Source organism: Nocardia yunnanensis (genome assembly GCF_003626895.1).
Lineage (GTDB): Bacteria > Actinomycetota > Actinomycetes > Mycobacteriales > Mycobacteriaceae > Nocardia > Nocardia yunnanensis.
Genome location: NZ_CP032568.1, coordinates 7128904 through 7145449 on the forward strand (window position 1 = coordinate 7128904; position 16546 = coordinate 7145449).

Sequence of the window (16546 nt, forward strand, 5' to 3'; positions counted from 1 at the left end):
TGCCTGCCGATCCGATCAACTGTCGAGGCGTACGAGCATCTTGCCGACGTTGCCGCCGCGCATCAGTGAGAGGAACGCGGCAGGAGCTTGTTCGAGGCCGTCGAACACGGTGTGCTCGGTTCGCAGGCTGCCATCGGCTATCCAGCCCGCCGCCCGCTCTGTCCATTCCCCGGCGAGACCGAAGAATGAGGTGATGAGCAGGCCGCGCGAGGTGAGTTCCTTGGCATAGGCGCTGAACAGGTTCGTCGGACCCGGGACTGGCCCGGTGGCGTCGTACGTGCTGATCGCACCGATCAGGCCGATCCGGCCCCCATGCCGCGACGCGCGGATCGCCGCGGCCAGATGGTCGCCGCCGACAAGATCGAGGCTCGAGTCGATGCCGCCGGGCGCGGCCTCGACGAGTTGCTCGACGAGCCTGTCCTCCCGATAGTCGATGCCGACGTCGAACCCGAAGTCGTCGGTCAGCCGCTTGGCCTTGACCGGCCCGCTGGTCGAGCCGATGACCTTGGCGGCGCCGAGCCGCCGGGCCAGCTGCCCCGCGACTGTTCCGACCGCACCCGCGGCGGCGGAGATATAGACGACATCGCCGGGACGGACGGGGACGACTTGGGACAGCGCGGCGTACGCGGTGAGCCCGGTGGTTCCCAGTGCGCCCAGGTAGGTCTCCGGTGGCGCGAGCGCGGTGTCGATCCGGGTGGCCTCGGCAGCGTCGAGAACTGCGTACTCGCGCCATCCGGAGAAGTGCGAGACCGTCGTGCCGACCGGGATCGACGGGACCCGAGAGGCGATCACCTCCCCGACAGCGCCGCCGGACAGCACGGTGTCGAGCTCGAAACGCGGGCCGTATGTCTGCGCGTGCATCCATTCCCTGGTGAAGGGGTCGACCGACATCCAGGTGTTGCGAACGAGGACCTGCCCCTCGTCCACCTCCGGCACGTCGGCATGGACGAACGCGAAATTCTCCGGTGCCGCCGCACCAACGGGCCGCGAGGCGAGCCGTACTTCCAGGCCTCTCACGACCGCACCTCCAGAACCGCTTTCCCGGAGATACGCCGAGAACAACAGCATTTCGGCGGCGAGTTCGGCCTGCTCCCACGGACCCTGCCAACCGATCGGAGCCGTCAGCCGCGCGGTCTGCAGCAGCCACAGCAGGAATGCGAGATCGCCGGCGAATGGTGCGGAGACATTGAGGTGATCTCAGCGACTTTCATTGGTGTCGGCCGTGTTCGAAATGGGTGAGGACGAGTGCGGCTTTGACGATGTCGCCGATTTTCTCGGGGCTGGTGGTGAAGTGGCGCAGGGCGCGCCAGCGTCCGGTGAGCAGGGCGAAGCCGCGTTCGGCCAGGCAGCGCAGCCCGCGTAGCAGAGCGTTCCGGGTGCGGGTGTCGATATCGAGGTCGCGGCCGTCGCTGGGCTGTTTGACCGGGGTGTGCACCCCGATCCCGGCGCCGTCGTATCCGGCGTCGGCGAGGGTCGATATCACGGCGCCACCGCGGCACTCACGCCGTACAAGGGCCGGGACAAGCCGGAATCGCAGAAGCAGTTCAACCGCGCTCACGCGAAGCTACGCGGCCCTGGCGAGCGCGCCAACGCCCAGCTCAAACCTGGCGGGTACTGCGGAAACTCCGCTGCTGCCCGCACCGGACCGGTCAACTCGTCCAAGCCATCCACGTCCTGCAAGCCCGCGAGATCCGCGCCATTCAGCAAGGATGAAAAAGGCTCAGTGGAAAGCGGAGTATCTGCAGGCGTATCGGCGCCACCAAGCAGGTACCGCGTCGGGGCTGTCCGACTCCGCTTACTGGTACTGACCGTAGGCCGCGGTGAGGATGTAGCAAGGCAGCCGCTGAGTTCAGTGGGGGCGTTTGAACCACGCCGCTGCGCTGCGGCGGCTCAGTAGTACGACGATGGAAATGCCGGCGGCGATGCCGAGGAGGCCGGGTGGCAGGCCTTGCGCTGCTCCGCCCATGGCCCAGAGGATTGCGAAGCTGGCGCACACGATTGCGGCTATCCGCATCCCGTTTCCGTTCACGGTGTAGCCGAATGCGAACAGGGCCAAGAAGAATCCGGGAAGGAAGCCTGCAGCAATGGCCCCAGCCAAATCGGGTCTGCCCGCGAAGCCGGCGGTGACGGCCAAAACAAGGCCGAGCGAACCGAATATCCACGAGATGATCTGTGCCGCACGGACTGAGCTGGGTATCGTCGCAGGATATGGCGAAGGTTGGCCGTACGGCTGGTAGTCGTAGGCGTCGTGGCCATAATGAGCTTGTCCCGCAGGTGGATACGAGCCCGGCACGCCGTATGCCCCACCCGGGTAGACATCGTACCCCTGATACGGCTGATCCTGCCCCGTCGCGTTCGCGTTATCGGCTGCGTCCATTGGGTTTTCGTACCCGCCCTTCCGTTCCGGCTTTCTGCGCGCCAGATCCTCGATCGTCGAAGAGTACTGCGCCGATCCACCCAAATCGCTCCAGAAATGGGTCGGTAGATCTGTCTAGGTATCGGTAGGAATGCGGTAAGCGCCAAGCGCATTGGCGGCGCGAGCGACAAGCGAGGTGCCGACACCAGCGGATCCGCGTCTCATGCAAAGCAGCTCAGCCCAACTGATTTCGGCCAGTTCAGCATGTCCTCGCGCGTGTCGCGCTCGCCGATCACCAAAACGCCTATGCCGCTTCTCTTGTCCACTACGTTGCCCAGACATGGCCGACTCGCCGTCGAATCCGCACGATGCGTACTTCCGCCATGTCTTGGCTCGGCCCGCCGACATCGCCGGTGAGCTACGGGCGGTCTTGCCGACCGAAATCGCAGCCCGCATCGACTGGGGCATGCTGGCCCTGCAGCCGTGCAGTTTCGTGTCGCAGCATCTGCGCTCGCGCTACAGCGACCTCTTGTTCCGCACCCGGCTGGACGGACAGGAAGCATTCGTCTACCTGCTCGTCGAGCATCAGAGCCGGCCGGATCGGATGATGCCGCTGCGCATGATGGAGTACTTGGTCGCGATCTGGAATCGGTACATCCGAGACGATCCCGACGAGAAAATGCTGCCCGCGATCATTCCTCTGGTCGTGCACGCCAGTCCCGAGGGACGGCCTTGGCTCCATCCGACCGAGCTGTCCGAACTGGTTGACATCGATCCCGCGACCCGTGCCGCGCTGGGTGATCACCTGCCGCGGTTCCGGTTCCTGCTCGATGACCTCACAGCCGTGGATCTGCCTACGCTCGGGCCCGCAGCCAAGGAGGTCATCATGACGACCGCGGAACGGCTCCGCGCCGAGGGCGAGGCTCGCGGACGGGCGGAGGGAGAAGCTCGCGGGCGCGCTGAAGGCGAGGCGCGCGGGCGGGCCGAGACACTGATCGAGCAACTTTCGTTGAAATTCGGTGAAGTACCCAGCCAAGCGGCGGACACCATTCGCTCGGGCGAGCTGTCGCAACTCCGGACCTGGGCCGCGCGAGTGATCACCGCGACCAGTATCGAAGAAGTCTTCGGCGAATAACCAGTGCGAGACGGGCCCACCAAAGATTCGGGTAGTACGGACCAGCGCGAATACCACGCTCAGTGCGGCCGGCGACAATCCCGAATTGCCGCATACTGCCGTGCGGCGAGTCAGTCTTCGTAGCGTTCGAGTTTTGGGGTGGTGCCAGGTGCCCAGAGGGCGATCAGTGCCTCGATGAGGGCGGCGTTGGTGGTGCGTTCGCGGTGGGTGTGTTCGTCCAGGAGGGCTTGGCTGGTCCAGCGTTCCAGCATGAGCAGAGTGTCTGGGGCGTCGAGGTTTTGGAACAGGTCGTATTGTTCGCAGCCTTCTTCTTGCTGCGCGGCCGCTTTCAGTGGTTTGAAGGCGTCGGCGAAATCGGCCGCGCGGCCCGGGGCTACCTGGATGGTGATGATGTGACGGATGGCCATGAGAATTCCTCTGCTGCATCGGCTTTCCCTACCGTACGACGTCACCATGAGGATGCCGGTGCGGTTAATTTAATCGCGCTGTTCGAGGCGTCGCACCAAGGCGATGAGGGCGGCGCGCAAGGCGTCTGGGTTGTCGGTGTCGGGGCCTAGGATCATGCGGACTACTTGGGGGGCGGCGAACCACCAGGCGGCTAGGGCGGCTACTGCGTAGAGGAGGTAACCGGGGGGGACGTCGGTGGGGAGGGTGCCTGCGCGTTGGGCGGCGGCCAGGGCTGCGACCTTGTCGGCGTAGTGGGAGGCGCGGGTGGATTCGGCGGGCAGCTCGCCGGGCTGGGGTTGGAGGCCTTCCCAGTACATGAGGCGGAGGAATTGGGGGTGGGTGCGGTGGAAGTCGAAGACGTGGGCGGCGTAGTCGGCTAGGTTGCCGGCGGTGTCGGGGGTGAGGGGGCTGGCGGCGGCGAGTTGTTCGAGCTGGTCGGTGAGGACGGCTTCGAAGAGGCCGCGTTTGTCGCCGAAGTACTGGTAGATGCGTTCTTTGTTGATGCCGGCGCGGGTGGCGATGGCGTTGACGCGGGCGCCGTCGGGGCCGCGTTCGGCGAATTCGTGTACGGCCGCCTCGAGCAGCAGTCGTCTGGTTCGTTCGGTGTCCCACGCCATGGGTCCATCCAACCATCTCCAACCGCATGGTTGCGGATGGACCCACCGCTGTGGCAAACTCCAACCACACGGTTGCAACCATCTGGTTGCGGATGGCGGAGAGGGAGGTGGCATCGTGCCCGAGTTGCGCTCTCGCACGGTCACGCACGGACGGAACATGGCGGGGGCGCGCGCGCTCATGCGGGCCAGCGGTGTGCCGTCGGCGGATATCGGCCGCAAGCCCGTCATCGCCATCGCGAACAGCTTCACCGAGTTCGTGCCGGGCCACACTCATCTGCAGCCGGTCGGCCGCATGGTGTCGGAGGCGGTGCGGGAGGCGGGCGGCATCGCGCGCGAGTTCAACACCATCGCCGTGGACGACGGGATCGCCATGGGGCACGGCGGCATGCTGTACTCGCTGCCCTCGCGCGACCTGATCGCGGATTCCATCGAGTACATGGTCAACGCGCACTGCGCCGACGCCCTGGTCTGTATCTCCAACTGCGACAAGATCACTCCCGGCATGCTGATGGCCGCCATGCGCCTGAACATCCCGACGGTCTTCGTCTCCGGCGGCCCGATGGAGGGCGGCACCGCGGTGCTGGTCGACGGCACGGTGCGCCGCCGCCTGGATCTGATCGTCACCATGTCCGAGGCGGTCTCCCCCGACGTCTCCGACGAGGATCTGACCCGCATCGAGGAGAACGCCTGCCCCACCTGCGGTTCCTGCGCGGGCATGTTCACCGCCAATTCGATGAACTGCCTCACCGAGGCGCTGGGCCTCGCTCTGCCCGGCAACGGCACCACCCTGGCCACCCACACCGCCCGCGCCGAGCTGTATCGGGCGGCCGGGCGCACCGTCATGGACATCACGCGCCGCTACTACGACGCGGACGACGACTCCGTCTTGCCGCGAAACATCGCCTCCCGCAAGGCTTTCGACAATGCGATGGCCCTGGACCTCGCCATGGGCGGCTCCACCAACACCGTCCTGCACCTGCTGGCCGCCGCCCAGGAAGCCGGCCTGGACTACAACCTCACCGATATCGAGAAGATGTCGCTGCAGGTGCCGTGCCTGTGCAAGGTGGCGCCCAATGGCGACTATCTGATGGAGGACGTGCACCGCGCCGGCGGCATCCCGGCACTGCTGGGCGAACTGAATCGCGCCGGTCTGCTGCACCGCGATGTGCATGCCGTGCACGCGAATTCGCTCGACGCCTGGCTGGCCGACTGGGATGTCCGCGCCGCCGCCCCCGCCGATGCGGCGCTGGAGCTGTTCCACGCGGCCCCCGGCGGCAAGCGTTCGGCGACAGCGTTCTCCCAGTCGGAGCGCTGGCACACCCTCGATCTGGACGCCGCCGAGGGCTGCATTCGCGATGCCGCCCACGCCTATTCGCGTGACGGCGGCCTGGCGGTGTTGCGCGGCAACCTGTCTCCGGACGGCGCGGTGGTGAAGTCCGCCGGCGTCGCCGCCCACATGCACACTTTCACCGGTCCCGCCGTCGTGGTGGAATCCCAGGAGGACGCGGTCGAGGCGATCCTGTCCAAGCGAGTCAAGTCCGGCGATGTCCTGGTGATCCGCTACGAGGGCCCGCGCGGGGGCCCGGGCATGCAGGAAATGCTCTATCCCACTTCGTATCTGAAGGGTCTGGGTCTGGCGGGCGAGTGCGCGCTGATCACCGACGGCCGCTTCTCCGGCGGCTCCTCGGGCTGCTCGATCGGCCACATCTCCCCCGAGGCGGCGGCCGGTGGCCCGCTGGCGCTGGTGCGTGACGGTGACACCATCACCATCGACATCCCGTCGCGCACCCTGTCCGTCGACGTCGGCGACGACGAATTGGCCACCCGCCGTACAGAACTGGAAGCCAACGGCGGCTACCGGCCACGCAAGCGTGACCGCAAGGTCTCGCTGGCGCTGAAAACCTATGCGCTGCTGGCGACCTCGGCCGACAAGGGCGCAGTCCGCGACGCGTCCCTGCTCCCCGACTGACGGTCAGCCGGTGACGGCCTCGACCACGAAGCTCGCGACGGTCGTGGTGCTGCCACCGATATTGAGGGTGCCGTAGCGGCGCGCCCCCGGCAGCTGACAGTCGCCCGCCTGGTCGGTGACCTGCCGGTACGCGTCCAGCAGCATGCGCACGCCGGTGGCGCCGACCGGGTGGCCGATTCCCAGCAGCCCGCCGCCCGGATTGATCGGCAGCGCACCGTCGCGTGCGATGGTCCCGGATTCGACGGCCTTCCAGCTCTCGCCGGGCGCGGTCAGGCCGAGGTGGTCGATGGCCACGTACTCCGACATGGAGAAGCAGTCGTGCACCTCGATCCCGTCCAGATCGTGAATGTCGGATACCCGCGCACGCGACAGCGCGTCGAGCACCGCCCCGCGGACATGCGGGAACACATGCGTCTCCGTGGCCGAGCGACGGAACTTCTCGGCCAGCGGTAAACCGGCGGTGCGGTGACCCCAGCCCGAGATGACGGCGGTATCGGCATCGCGAATGTCGCTGCGCCGCAGCAGGAACCGGTCCGACACCAGAATCACGGCCGCGGCCCCGTCGGTCATCTGGCTACAGTCCTGGCGGCGCAGCACACCGGCGACCGGCGGATTGGCGGCATCGTCAGCGCCGAAACTCGCGTCCGTATAACTCCATCCGCGCGTTTGCGCCTGCGGATTCAGCCGCGCATTGGTGATATTGAGCGCGGAGATCGCCCGCAGATGCTCGGGATCCAGCCCGTACCGGCGGTCGTATTCCTCAGCGATGGCGGCGAATTGGGTGGGCCAGACGAAATCGGTGTCCAGCGCCTCGTGTCCCGCCCACGCCGCGGCGCCCATGTAGGCGGCGGCCTGCGCCCCCGGCACCGTCTTCTCCAGCTCGGCCCCGAGCACCAGCGCACAGTCGTACCGCCCGGACTCCAGGTCCGCCATGGCGGCGAGGGCGGCCATACTGCCGGAAGCACACGCCGCCTCGTGCCGGGCGGCCGGAACACCCCACAGCTCCGGGTGCACGGTGGCGGGCATGCCGCCGAGATGCCCTTGGCCGGTGAACAATTGGCCGAAGGCATTGCCCACGTGAACGACTTCGATCTCGGCCGGATCGAGCCGCGTGGCCGACAGCGTGTCGTCCAGCACGCTGCGCACCAGCTCGTCGAACCCCAGCCCGGCGCGATGCCAGTTGACGGCGAAATCGGTTTGGGCCCCGCCCAGAATGTGCACGGACACGAGTCCTCCTGCGGTCGATGGTTTTCAGAGTCGAGCGCGAATCTCACGGCGCAGCAGCTTGCCGACCGGATTGCGCGGCAGCGTGTCGGTGAGCTCCAACCGCTCGGGCAGCTTGAACGACGCGACCTCGCGCGCCTTCAGATGCGCGACGAGATCCTCCAGCGTCACCGCCGCCCCGGCTGCGGGAACGACGACGGCACAGCACTTTTCGCCGAGAACAGCGTCCGGATACCCGACCACCGCCACCTCCGCGACGGCGGGATGATCCGACAGCAGTCCTTCGATCTCCGCGGGCGCGATATTCATCCCGCCGCGAATGATGATCTCCTTCACCCGGTCCACGAACCGCAGATACCGCCCGCCGTCCCCGCACAGCTCGAACACGTCACCGCTGCACAGGTATCCCTCGTCGTCGAACGGATCGGCAGTGGCGGTGCCCGGCAGGTAGCCCCCGAACACGGCGGGCCCCCGCATCCGCAGCTCCCCGCGCCCGCCGATCTCGGTGACCGTCTCCCCGCTCACGACATCGACCAGTTTCACCGCGGTCCGCTCCGCCAGCCGCGTCGTCCACCGGACCCCGGCCGCGCCGTAATGCGGCAGATGCTGGGCGCGTACGGCCGGATCCGGGATGTCGGCGGGCGCGCCGAGCAGGCTCACGCCCTCGTTGGACCCGAAGAAGTTGACGACCTGGATCCCCAGCGCCTCCTGCCAGCGCGCCACCACCGGCGGCGGCAGCGGCGCCCCACCCGAGCCGACCGTGCGCAGCGACGACAGATCGGCCTTCGCCCGCAGCTCGTCGTTCCGCAGCAGCATGGTGAGCAGGGCGGGCGGCATGGTCGTGTGCGTCACCCGATGGTCGGCGATCTGACGGAAGAACACCGGCAGATCCAGCGGCTGATGCTGTACGAGATGCCCGCCGCCGAGCAGCCACGGCAGGAACGAGCCCGCGAACCCGGCCATATTGACCATGGGAAACGGATTGAGCACCACGGATTCCGGTGTGAAGCCGAGCCCGTCCTGCACCCCGCCCGCCACGGCCAGCCAGTCGCCGTGACAGCGTGGCACACCCTTGGGCGCGGCCTCGGTGCCGCTGGTCCAGCAGACGGTGACGCGATCGTTGACGGTGACCGAGAGCCCGGAGATGTACTCCTGCACGCTTTCTCGCACCGCGATGTCGACCGGATACCCGATGGACTCCACACCGTCGGGAACCCTGGGACCGAACGCGAAGACCGGCAGCGTGCCCTCCCCGACCGCCAGCGCCTCGCCTGCGAGTTCCCGATCACCCAGCACCCCAACGGTAATCAGAGCCTCCGCCGCGGTGGCCGCCACGATGCCCGACACCTCGTGCCGCCGATACGACACCGGCATGGGCGTCGCCACCGCACCCAACCGCCACAACGCCAGATACGTCGCGGTCAACGCGATGGAGTTCGGCACCTGCACCGCCACGGTCGAGCCCTGCCGAATCCCTGTGCGCCACAGCACCGCCGCGATATCGATGACCTGATCGTCGAGCTCGCGCCAGCTCAGCGTGCGCGGTCGCGCCCCGGTCAGCTCGGCGAGATTCGCCGGATCGCTGATCGCCGCCGCATCGGGAGCCGCCGCGACCCGCTGCGCGAACACCTCGGGGATCGTCTCCGGCTGCCACCAGCCGCGTTCCAGGTATCCGCGCGCGGTCTCCTCGGGGTGACAGGTTTCGACGCGCCGGCCCGCGACCGGTGTGGCGGAGGATGTTTCGACCATCGTGATCCTCTGGTGAGTGGGTTCGGCAGGAATGGCGAAAGGGACGGTCAGGTGACGCGGCGAAGCACGAGCGCCGATCCCAATCCGAGCGCCGCGGGAATCGTGACGAGCGCGTATTCGCCGTCACGCCGCTGCAGTTCGTCGAGCGCCTGGGTGACGAGAATGCCGCCGGTCGCCCCGAGCGGATGCCCGACGGCCAGCGCGCCACCGGCGGGATTCACCCGCGCCGCATCGACTCCGAGCCCGCGCGCCAGCAGCATCGGCGTCACCGCGAACGATTCGTTCACCTCGACCACGTCCAGCCGGGCGGCCGAGATCCCGGCCCGGTTCAGGGCCACCCGCGCCGCGCTCATCGGCGCGGTCAGCAGCGGTGAGCGCACCGCCGTCTGCGCGGTGCCCACGATCTGGGCGATCGGCCGCCGATCGAGAATGTCCTCCGCCCAGCGATTGCCGACCAGCAGCGCCGATGCCCCGTCCGCGAGTTGCGGTGCGGTCGCGAGGGTGTGGAGGCCGCCGACCGGTCGCGGCGTGCCGGGAAGCCGGCGCGCCACCCGTTCCCAGGAGGGGTCGGACGCGAACAGCGTCGGCAGCGACGCGAAAGCGGACACGCAGGCGTCGGGTCGCGCGCCCTCGTCGGCGGCCAGCACCACCGACCCGCCCTTGCGCACCGGTATCACCGACTCCGAAGCCGTTGCGGCACTGGCCTTCCGGTGCGAGCGCACCGCGTAGGCATCCAGCTCCGCGCGGGTGATGCCGGCCGCGGCGGCGGTCAGATCGGCCGATACCCCGATGGTCACGAACCCGGTCCGCTCCCCCAGATCCGCGTCCTCGGCGATGGCGGGCCGATCCGACAGCATCGGCACCCGCGACATGGATTCCACACCACCGGCGATCACCAGATCCGCGAATCCCGCCGCGACCCGGGCGGCCGCCCCCTCCACCGCGTCCAGTCCCGAACAGCACAGCCGCGAAACCACCGCGCCCGGAACCGAATCCGGCCATCCCGCCCACAGCAGCGCGGCACGGCCCACATCGCCGCCCTGCTCCCCCACCGCGGTGCTCACCCCGACCAGCACGTCGTCCACGGCCTCCGGCGGGCATCCGCGCTCCTCGAGCGCCGTCAGCAACTGCCCGAACAGTTCGTACGGCGGGACCTCCGCCAATGTCCCCCCGCCCCGGCGGACGCGGCCCCGCGGCAACCGGACCGCGTCGTAGATGTAGGCGTCACTCACGGCGTCCTCCGATTCGGAAACTCCGCGACCGGAGACAGGGTGCGAGGGAGCTCAGTGGTCATCGGTCGATCCCCGCGCCTCGCCGTGGATTCCGGCCAGCGCCGCGAGGGTGGCATGCCCCGCCGGATCGGCGGCGGTGGTCACCGGCACGATCACCACCTCGTCGACGCCCGCGTCACGGTACTGCCGCAGGCGCGCGGTCAACGCCGCCGCATCGCCGAACATGCCGACGGTCGCGGGCAATTCGTCGGGGATCGCCGCGAGCAGCTCGCGCGGGTGCGCACCGCGGTGGGCGAGCTGGACGACGTCGCCGAAGCCCGCCTCGGTGAACATGGTGTCGTACCCGGGGGCGCGCAGGTAGGCGACGACGGCCTGCCGGACGGTGGCGAGCATCTCGGCATCGGGCTCGAACGCCGCGGTCACCCACACCGAGACCGGCGGCGCCGGGCGGCCCGACGTGGCGGCGAATTCCCTTACCGCCGTGACACAGCGAGCCGCCTGGGCCGGCGTGACCAGGTTGAGCACGGCTCGATCCGCGACCCGCGCGGCGACCTCGAGCGCGCGATTCCCGAAGGCCGCCACCACGATTTCGCCGCCGGCGCTCGCCCGCGTGGGCTCCAGCGCCGAGCCGGCCGACCGATCCGCCTCCGTCGCCGGCCGATCCGCCGCCGGGCCATGGCCATTGGTGGCCGCCCGCCCGTGCGCCGATCCGACACTGGCCAGACCGAATTCGCCGGATCCGCCGCTGCCGAGCACGGTGGCCGACAAGCTCGCCCGCAGCGCGGGTAGTCGTAGTCGGAACCCGCGGATCCGCTCGATCAGGCCGTCGTACTCGACCTTCTCACCGGCCAGCAGCGCGCGGACGATGCGCGTGGCCTCGTCCAGATGCCGTGCGGTGCGATGCCGCCGCCGGCCGTGCCAGTCCCGGACGACAATGGTGCTGGAGGTCCCCAGCGCCACATCGACCGGACGCCCGGTGAGCGCGGCGACGGAGGCCGCCCCCAGCGCGATGGTCGCCGGACTGCGGACCCCGATCGGCAAGGGCCCCAGGCACAACGGGATACGCCCCGCGCCCTGCCCGATGGCGGTGGCCAGGGCGAACGCGTCGAAGGTGGCCATTTCCCCGATCCACAGCCGGTGATAGCCGAGTTCCTCGGCGGCCGCGGCCACCTGGAGGGCGTCGAGGGGAGCTCGGTTCTGCCAATAGGGAAGACTGACGCTGAGATGTGGAACAGTCACGCGGACAACCTATTTGATGGGACGTATCCGATTTCGTGAAACGGGCCGACCGCTCACTGAACGGGACGGGCGGCCGCCCGCATGCGCTCGCCGCTGACCCAGGTGGCGTGGAAGCCGAGCGGCACCCGCACGGGCAGACCCAGTCGGCAGACCGGGCCGGCGGTGAGATCGGCGGCGTCGTAGACCCATACCTCGCCCAGGCCGGTGTGGTTGTTGTGCGCGAACATGGTCAGCCAGGCGTCATCTTCGGAGGCGCCGCCGGCGCGCGGCACCACGGTCAGCTCGCTGCCGAAGATGCCGTCGCCGAAGGGCACGGTTTCCTTTGCGCCGGTGCGGATGTCGTACTTGAGGATGGCGTCGAAGATCATGGTGCGGTCCACCGACAGCCGCATCTGATAGGAATACCGGCCGCCATGGCCCGTCGAACCCTGGTCGACGGCCGGGAATTCGGTGTTCACGTCGTCCATGGCCTCCTCGGCGGTGGCCCCGGTGCGCAGATTGAACCGATACCGGTACAGCTTCGCCTCCGGCCGCAGATACGCCAGCAACTGAGCGAGCGGGTGCGCGCGATCCGACACCGGGCTGGGCTCGGAGACCCGGCACACCACCAGCACGATCTCCTCACCCTCCTCCCAGGAGTTGACGGTGTGGTAGATGTAGCCGGGTTCGGCCTCGAACCATTTCGCCTGCGCCCCATCGCCATAGCGCGGCAGCACCGCGAACCGGCTGGGCAGCGTGCGATCGAAGAAGATCTTGAACCGGCCCGCCGCGGCCGCCCGCGGATCGTTGTAGAGCGGCAGATCCATGAGGATCGAATGGTTCTCGGTGATGGCCATATCGTGCGGCAACCGCGGGCCCGGCAGTTCGAGCCCGGTGAAATGCTTGACCGTGCCGTCGGGATCGGCGACGCCGTAGCGCAGGTACGGCGAGTGGATGCCGTAGTCGAAGAACAGCAGCTCCTCGGTGCGCTCGTCCACCTTGGCGTGCGCGGACACCTCGCCGCGCAGGGTGCCGTGGAAGGTGTCGACGCCGCGGGTCTCGAGGCTGACCGGGTCGAGCGCATAGGGTTTGCCCGCGCGGTACCACAGGGCCAGCAGGTTGCCGTGGTGGTAGACGAGATCGGTATTGGCGGAATTGCGTTCGCGCCGATCGCCCGCCGGGTTGCTGTCCCACGGCTCGATCACGCCGCGCCACAGGGCAGTTCCCGCCGCGTGCTCGGCCTCGAATTCGACGGTGCGGATGAAGCGGTTGCGATACGTGGCACGGCCGGACTCGAAATGCACCGCGTGCAGCATGCCGTCGCCGTCGAACCAGTGGTAGCGGCCCAGCGGCGCGAACTGCGGATTGGGGCCGTTGCGCACGTACACGCCGTCCAGGTCGGCGGGGATTTCGCCGTGCAGGACGGTCGGATTCGTGGCGGTGGTCTCCTGCGCGGTGGGGGCGTAGGGACCTTCCAGGTAGGGGTTGGTGAGCGCCTCGGCGGCGGGCGCTATGAGTTCTTCGTTGAGCGGCACGGGGAGCCTCCAGCGACCGGGCGGTGAGCACCCGGCGAGATTCACTACAGTTAATGAAGTGATACGCGTCTCACCGAGGACTGTCAAGAGCGGCATGTGTGGGCGCGGGCTCGAACCGCACGTCCCGGCGGCCCAGCACCGCGCCGCACCCCCGGCAGCGCAGCGCGGGCACCAGCACCGCACCACATTCCTTGTGCCGGATGAGCAATCCGGGTTCCGGGGTCTCCGGATGCGCGCGCGCCGACCACGCCAGCAGGAAGGCGAAGACCCCGAACAGCGCCCGGCCCCGCGGCGTCAGCCGGTATTCGCGCGCCTCGGGCCGGTGCAGGATGCCCGCCTCGACCAGCCGCGCCAGCCGCTCGGTCAGCGTGGTCGGCGACATGTGCAGTGCCGCACGGAAATCCGAGAATCGCCGCACCCCCGCCAGCGCCAGCCCGGTGACGGCCGCGCTCCACCGGTCGCCGATCGCCTCCATGATCTCGTCGAATCGCGCGTCACCGCGGGCGGGACCAGCCGTCGAGCGCCGGCGCCCGGAAGTCAGCTGCCACAACGCATCCCGATCCATCTCGACGGCGGTGTCGTGGGCGGTGACATCGCGTCCGCAGCCGCGGCACATCACCGTCGGCGGCCCGCGATGCCCGCACGCGGTATGCGTGAATTCCGGCAGCAACGCCCATTCGCCGGTCCACTCGCGCTGCCAGGACCAGACGCACACCAGGATCTCCCAGGTCGCCGACCCCAGTTCGGTGAGCCGGTATTCGGTCGCGCCCGCCCGGCCGCCGTCCGGGACCGGGACGCGCTCGAGCACCCCGGCATCGACGAGCGCCGCCAGCCGGGCGGTGAGCACGGCGGGCGGCGCGGCGGTGCGGTCGGCCCACTGGGTGAACCGGCGCGCGTGATCGACGAAGGCGTGCCGCAGGATCGTCAGCGTCAGCCGATCACCGAGCAGATCGAAGGTCGCGGCCACCGAATTCGTCACTTCGTCAACTGTAGTTCATTCGCGGCTGGCCACCATGGGCTGCACCGACATCGTCTCCAGTTCCCGCTGCACGGCCGCATCGTGTTCGGCCGCTTCCTCGGCCGCCTTCCGCGGGCTCCAGTGCCCGGCCATGATGAACACGAACGGGATGAAGCAGATCTGCGCGATCAGGCAGATCCACCACCAGCGCTTCCACTGTTTGGGCGAATCCGCCTGGGCCCGCTGCACATCCTTGCCGTGCGCCGACAGGTAGGCCAGGTCATCCGCCGGAATGGCGCTCACCGCTTTGAGTTTCGCGCTCGCGGCGGTCAGGCCCGGGCCGGTCTGCGAGGCCACGGCCAGCTGGTCCACCGGCACCTTCGAGGCCGCTGTGATGCGCGCGGCCGCCTGGTCGGGCGGGATGTTGAACTTCTTGGCGACCTGCCCGACCGCGGTCGCCGCCGTGGCCGGATCGTTCGGATTGGTCAGCAGCTTCACGAGCACGGTCGTGTCGATCGCCTGCAGGGTGGCCAGCTCGTCGGGGTACTTCGCGTTCAGCTCGACGGTGGTCTTCACGTCCGCGGGCGCGTCACCGGTCAGTTTCACCAGCGCCGCGACCTGCGCCGCCTCGTCGTTCGGATTCTTGCCCAGCGCGGTGAGAGTGTCCGCGCCCACGGTCTGGATAGTGGCGATCTCGTCGTGGTATTTGGCGTTGATGGTCTGCAGGCGCGGCCCGTAATTGACCAGCGTGCCCGCCGCCGTCACCACGAACAGCAGACCCAGCAGCACGAAGGTGACCACGGTGCGCAGCACACCACCCCACACCGCGAGCCCGACCGCCGTGGCCGCCGGATTGCGCTTCTCCACGGTCTCGGTGAAGCTGGCCATCCAGGTCGAGTACGCGATGCCGCTGCCGATGGCGGTGAAGCTCATGACCACCGCGAAGGTGTAGTAGTCGGTGCCGGGTTTGTCGGTGTAGCCGAGGAATACGTAGCCGCCGATGATGCTGATGATCGCGCCGAACACCATGAACGGTTTGCGCACCTTCAGCGCGTCCGACACGATGCCGGTCAGCACCAGCGAGATGGCGCTGGCGATCCAGTACCAGTTGCCCAGCGAATTGGCCTGTGCGGCGGTGAATCCGAAGTTGGTCGCCATGTAGACCGGCAGGAACGAGACGATGGTGTAGAAGAACGCCAGGAAGATCGAGATGGCCAGCGCCGACCCGACGATGTCGAGGTGCATCATCTGCTTCCACTGATTGCGTTCCAGCGCACCGACATCCAGCCCGCGCGCCCGCGCCTCCACCAGCGCCTTGTCCCGCAGCGACACCATGATCTGGTCGCGCAGCCGCGGGCTCAGCTCGCGCAGCCCGACCAGGCCGACCAGCGAGATCACCAGGCAGATGATGCCCGAGAGCCGATAGTGGTACTGCCAGTCCGGATGCGCGTCGAGGGTGTGGGTGGAGATCTCGGTGGTCACCAGCGCGCCCAGCACCGGGCCGAGCGTCCAGAACCCCATGGCCGAGGCGCGATCCAGCTGCGGCGAGAAATCGCGCACCAGCGCCGGCGTCGCCACCAGCACCGCGCCCTCGACAATGCTGATCAGGCAGTAGACGGCGAGGTAGGCCTCCTTCGTCGTGCACTGCGGTTGCGCGAAGAGAGTGAGCAACGAGGTGACCACCGTGCCGTAGGCGACGATATTGGCCCGCCCCCATCGATCCAGCGCCCCCGTCACCACCGAGGCCACTGCGCCGAACGCCGCCCCGACGATGAAGATCCCGACGAAGTAGGCGAAGGTCAGATGAAAATAGGCGATCAGCTGATTGCCCACCGCGCCCGAGACGAACAGCTGGTAGTACAGCGCGACCGAGACCACGACGACCAGAAACAGATACCAGGACCGGGCCGGCGTCTCCGGATAGTGCGGCAGTTTGCGCCGCCACAACCCGGTGACGAGGGTGGGCGGGGGAAATTCCGCGGCCGGTGCCACCGCGGTCGGAGTGCTACTCATGGTCGAGACGCCTTTCTCTCCACGGCATTTCGCGCGACCGGGAGGCCCTTCGTCGTGCAGCACGAGCAGCCGGGTGAAAACAGGGTAGCGTTC

14 protein-coding genes and 1 pseudogene are annotated in these 16546 nt (G+C 68.5%); 3 read left to right on the forward strand and 12 right to left on the reverse strand.

From position 1 onward, the window contains the following. Positions 1–15: 15 nt before the first annotated feature. Positions 16–1068 (reverse strand): NADP-dependent oxidoreductase, encoded by a 1053-nt coding sequence (locus D7D52_RS39630; protein ID WP_120742814.1) that lies wholly within the window; start codon positions 1066–1068, stop codon positions 16–18. A 139-nt stretch (positions 1069–1207) separates the two neighbouring features. Beyond that, the gene (locus D7D52_RS33345; protein WP_246023484.1) at positions 1208–1483 is read right to left on the reverse strand and encodes a transposase family protein; all 276 of its coding nucleotides are present in this window, start codon (positions 1481–1483) and stop codon (positions 1208–1210) included. Between the two features lie 15 nt (positions 1484–1498). Between D7D52_RS33345 and D7D52_RS33350 the strand changes: the two are divergent. Then, a pseudogene (locus tag D7D52_RS33350) lies at positions 1499–1713 on the forward strand (transposase family protein); the annotation flags it as partial. Positions 1714–1849: 136 nt separating this feature from the next. On the opposite strand, the gene D7D52_RS38255 reads toward D7D52_RS33350, so the two are convergent. Continuing rightward, a complete protein-coding gene (locus D7D52_RS38255; protein ID WP_162958719.1) occupies positions 1850–2377 on the reverse strand; it encodes a hypothetical protein in 528 nt (175 codons plus the stop codon). A gap of 319 nt (positions 2378–2696) precedes the next feature. Here D7D52_RS38255 and D7D52_RS33360 point away from each other — a divergent pair, with 319 nt between their 5' ends. After that, complete coding sequence (locus D7D52_RS33360) at positions 2697–3491, forward strand: Rpn family recombination-promoting nuclease/putative transposase (protein ID WP_162958720.1); 795 nt, start codon at positions 2697–2699, stop codon at positions 3489–3491. A gap of 110 nt (positions 3492–3601) precedes the next feature. On the opposite strand, the gene D7D52_RS33365 is transcribed toward D7D52_RS33360, so the two are convergent. Together D7D52_RS33365 and D7D52_RS33370 are read right to left on the reverse strand one after the other, a co-directional pair. After that, positions 3602–3898, reverse strand: a complete 297-nt coding sequence (locus D7D52_RS33365) for a putative quinol monooxygenase (protein WP_162958721.1) — start codon at positions 3896–3898, stop codon at positions 3602–3604. 69 nt (positions 3899–3967) lie between these two features. Beyond that, entirely contained in the window at positions 3968–4555 is a 588-nt protein-coding gene (locus D7D52_RS33370) for a TetR/AcrR family transcriptional regulator (protein ID WP_120742822.1), read from the reverse strand. 115 nt (positions 4556–4670) lie between these two features. Here D7D52_RS33370 and ilvD point away from each other — a divergent pair, with 115 nt between their 5' ends. Continuing rightward, entirely contained in the window at positions 4671–6524 is a 1854-nt protein-coding gene (ilvD, locus tag D7D52_RS33375; RefSeq protein WP_187703070.1) for a dihydroxy-acid dehydratase, read from the forward strand. 3 nt (positions 6525–6527) lie between these two features. On the opposite strand, the gene D7D52_RS33380 is transcribed toward ilvD, so the two are convergent. From D7D52_RS33380 to D7D52_RS33410, 7 genes are all read right to left on the reverse strand, one after another. Further along, complete coding sequence (locus D7D52_RS33380) at positions 6528–7751, reverse strand: acetyl-CoA acetyltransferase (protein WP_120742825.1); 1224 nt, start codon at positions 7749–7751, stop codon at positions 6528–6530. A 24-nt stretch (positions 7752–7775) separates the two neighbouring features. Beyond that, complete coding sequence (locus D7D52_RS33385; protein WP_120742828.1) at positions 7776–9497, reverse strand: class I adenylate-forming enzyme family protein; 1722 nt, start codon at positions 9495–9497, stop codon at positions 7776–7778. 47 nt (positions 9498–9544) lie between these two features. Further along, a complete protein-coding gene (locus tag D7D52_RS33390; RefSeq protein ID WP_120742830.1) occupies positions 9545–10729 on the reverse strand; it encodes an acetyl-CoA C-acyltransferase in 1185 nt (394 codons plus the stop codon). A 51-nt stretch (positions 10730–10780) separates the two neighbouring features. Then, positions 10781–11968: an LLM class flavin-dependent oxidoreductase gene (locus D7D52_RS33395; protein WP_120742831.1), complete on the reverse strand. Its 1188-nt coding sequence runs from the start codon at positions 11966–11968 to the stop codon at positions 10781–10783. A 53-nt stretch (positions 11969–12021) separates the two neighbouring features. Then, entirely contained in the window at positions 12022–13482 is a 1461-nt protein-coding gene (locus D7D52_RS33400; RefSeq protein ID WP_120742833.1) for a carotenoid oxygenase family protein, read from the reverse strand. Between the two features lie 70 nt (positions 13483–13552). Then, positions 13553–14461, reverse strand: coding sequence for a winged helix-turn-helix transcriptional regulator (locus D7D52_RS33405; RefSeq protein WP_120742835.1), 909 nt, complete (start codon positions 14459–14461; stop codon positions 13553–13555). 15 nt (positions 14462–14476) lie between these two features. Next, positions 14477–16453: an MFS transporter gene (locus D7D52_RS33410; protein WP_120742837.1), complete on the reverse strand. Its 1977-nt coding sequence runs from the start codon at positions 16451–16453 to the stop codon at positions 14477–14479. Positions 16454–16546 lie beyond the last annotated feature (93 nt).

Bases quoted from the DNA above. Each gene is read 5' to 3' on its own strand.
- D7D52_RS39630 (WP_120742814.1), bottom strand. From the start codon at position 1,068: ATGCTGTTGTTCTCGGCGTATCTCCGGGAAAGCGGTTCTGGAGGTGCG.
- D7D52_RS38255 (WP_162958719.1), bottom strand. From the start codon at position 2,377: ATGGACGCAGCCGATAACGCGAACGCGACGGGGCAGGATCAGCCGTAT.
- D7D52_RS33360 (WP_162958720.1), top strand. From the start codon at position 2,697: ATGGCCGACTCGCCGTCGAATCCGCACGATGCGTACTTCCGCCATGTC.
- D7D52_RS33365 (WP_162958721.1), bottom strand. From the start codon at position 3,898: ATGGCCATCCGTCACATCATCACCATCCAGGTAGCCCCGGGCCGCGCG.
- D7D52_RS33370 (WP_120742822.1), bottom strand. From the start codon at position 4,555: ATGGCGTGGGACACCGAACGAACCAGACGACTGCTGCTCGAGGCGGCC.
- D7D52_RS33385 (WP_120742828.1), bottom strand. From the start codon at position 9,497: ATGGTCGAAACATCCTCCGCCACACCGGTCGCGGGCCGGCGCGTCGAA.
- D7D52_RS33410 (WP_120742837.1), bottom strand. From the start codon at position 16,453: ATGAGTAGCACTCCGACCGCGGTGGCACCGGCCGCGGAATTTCCCCCG.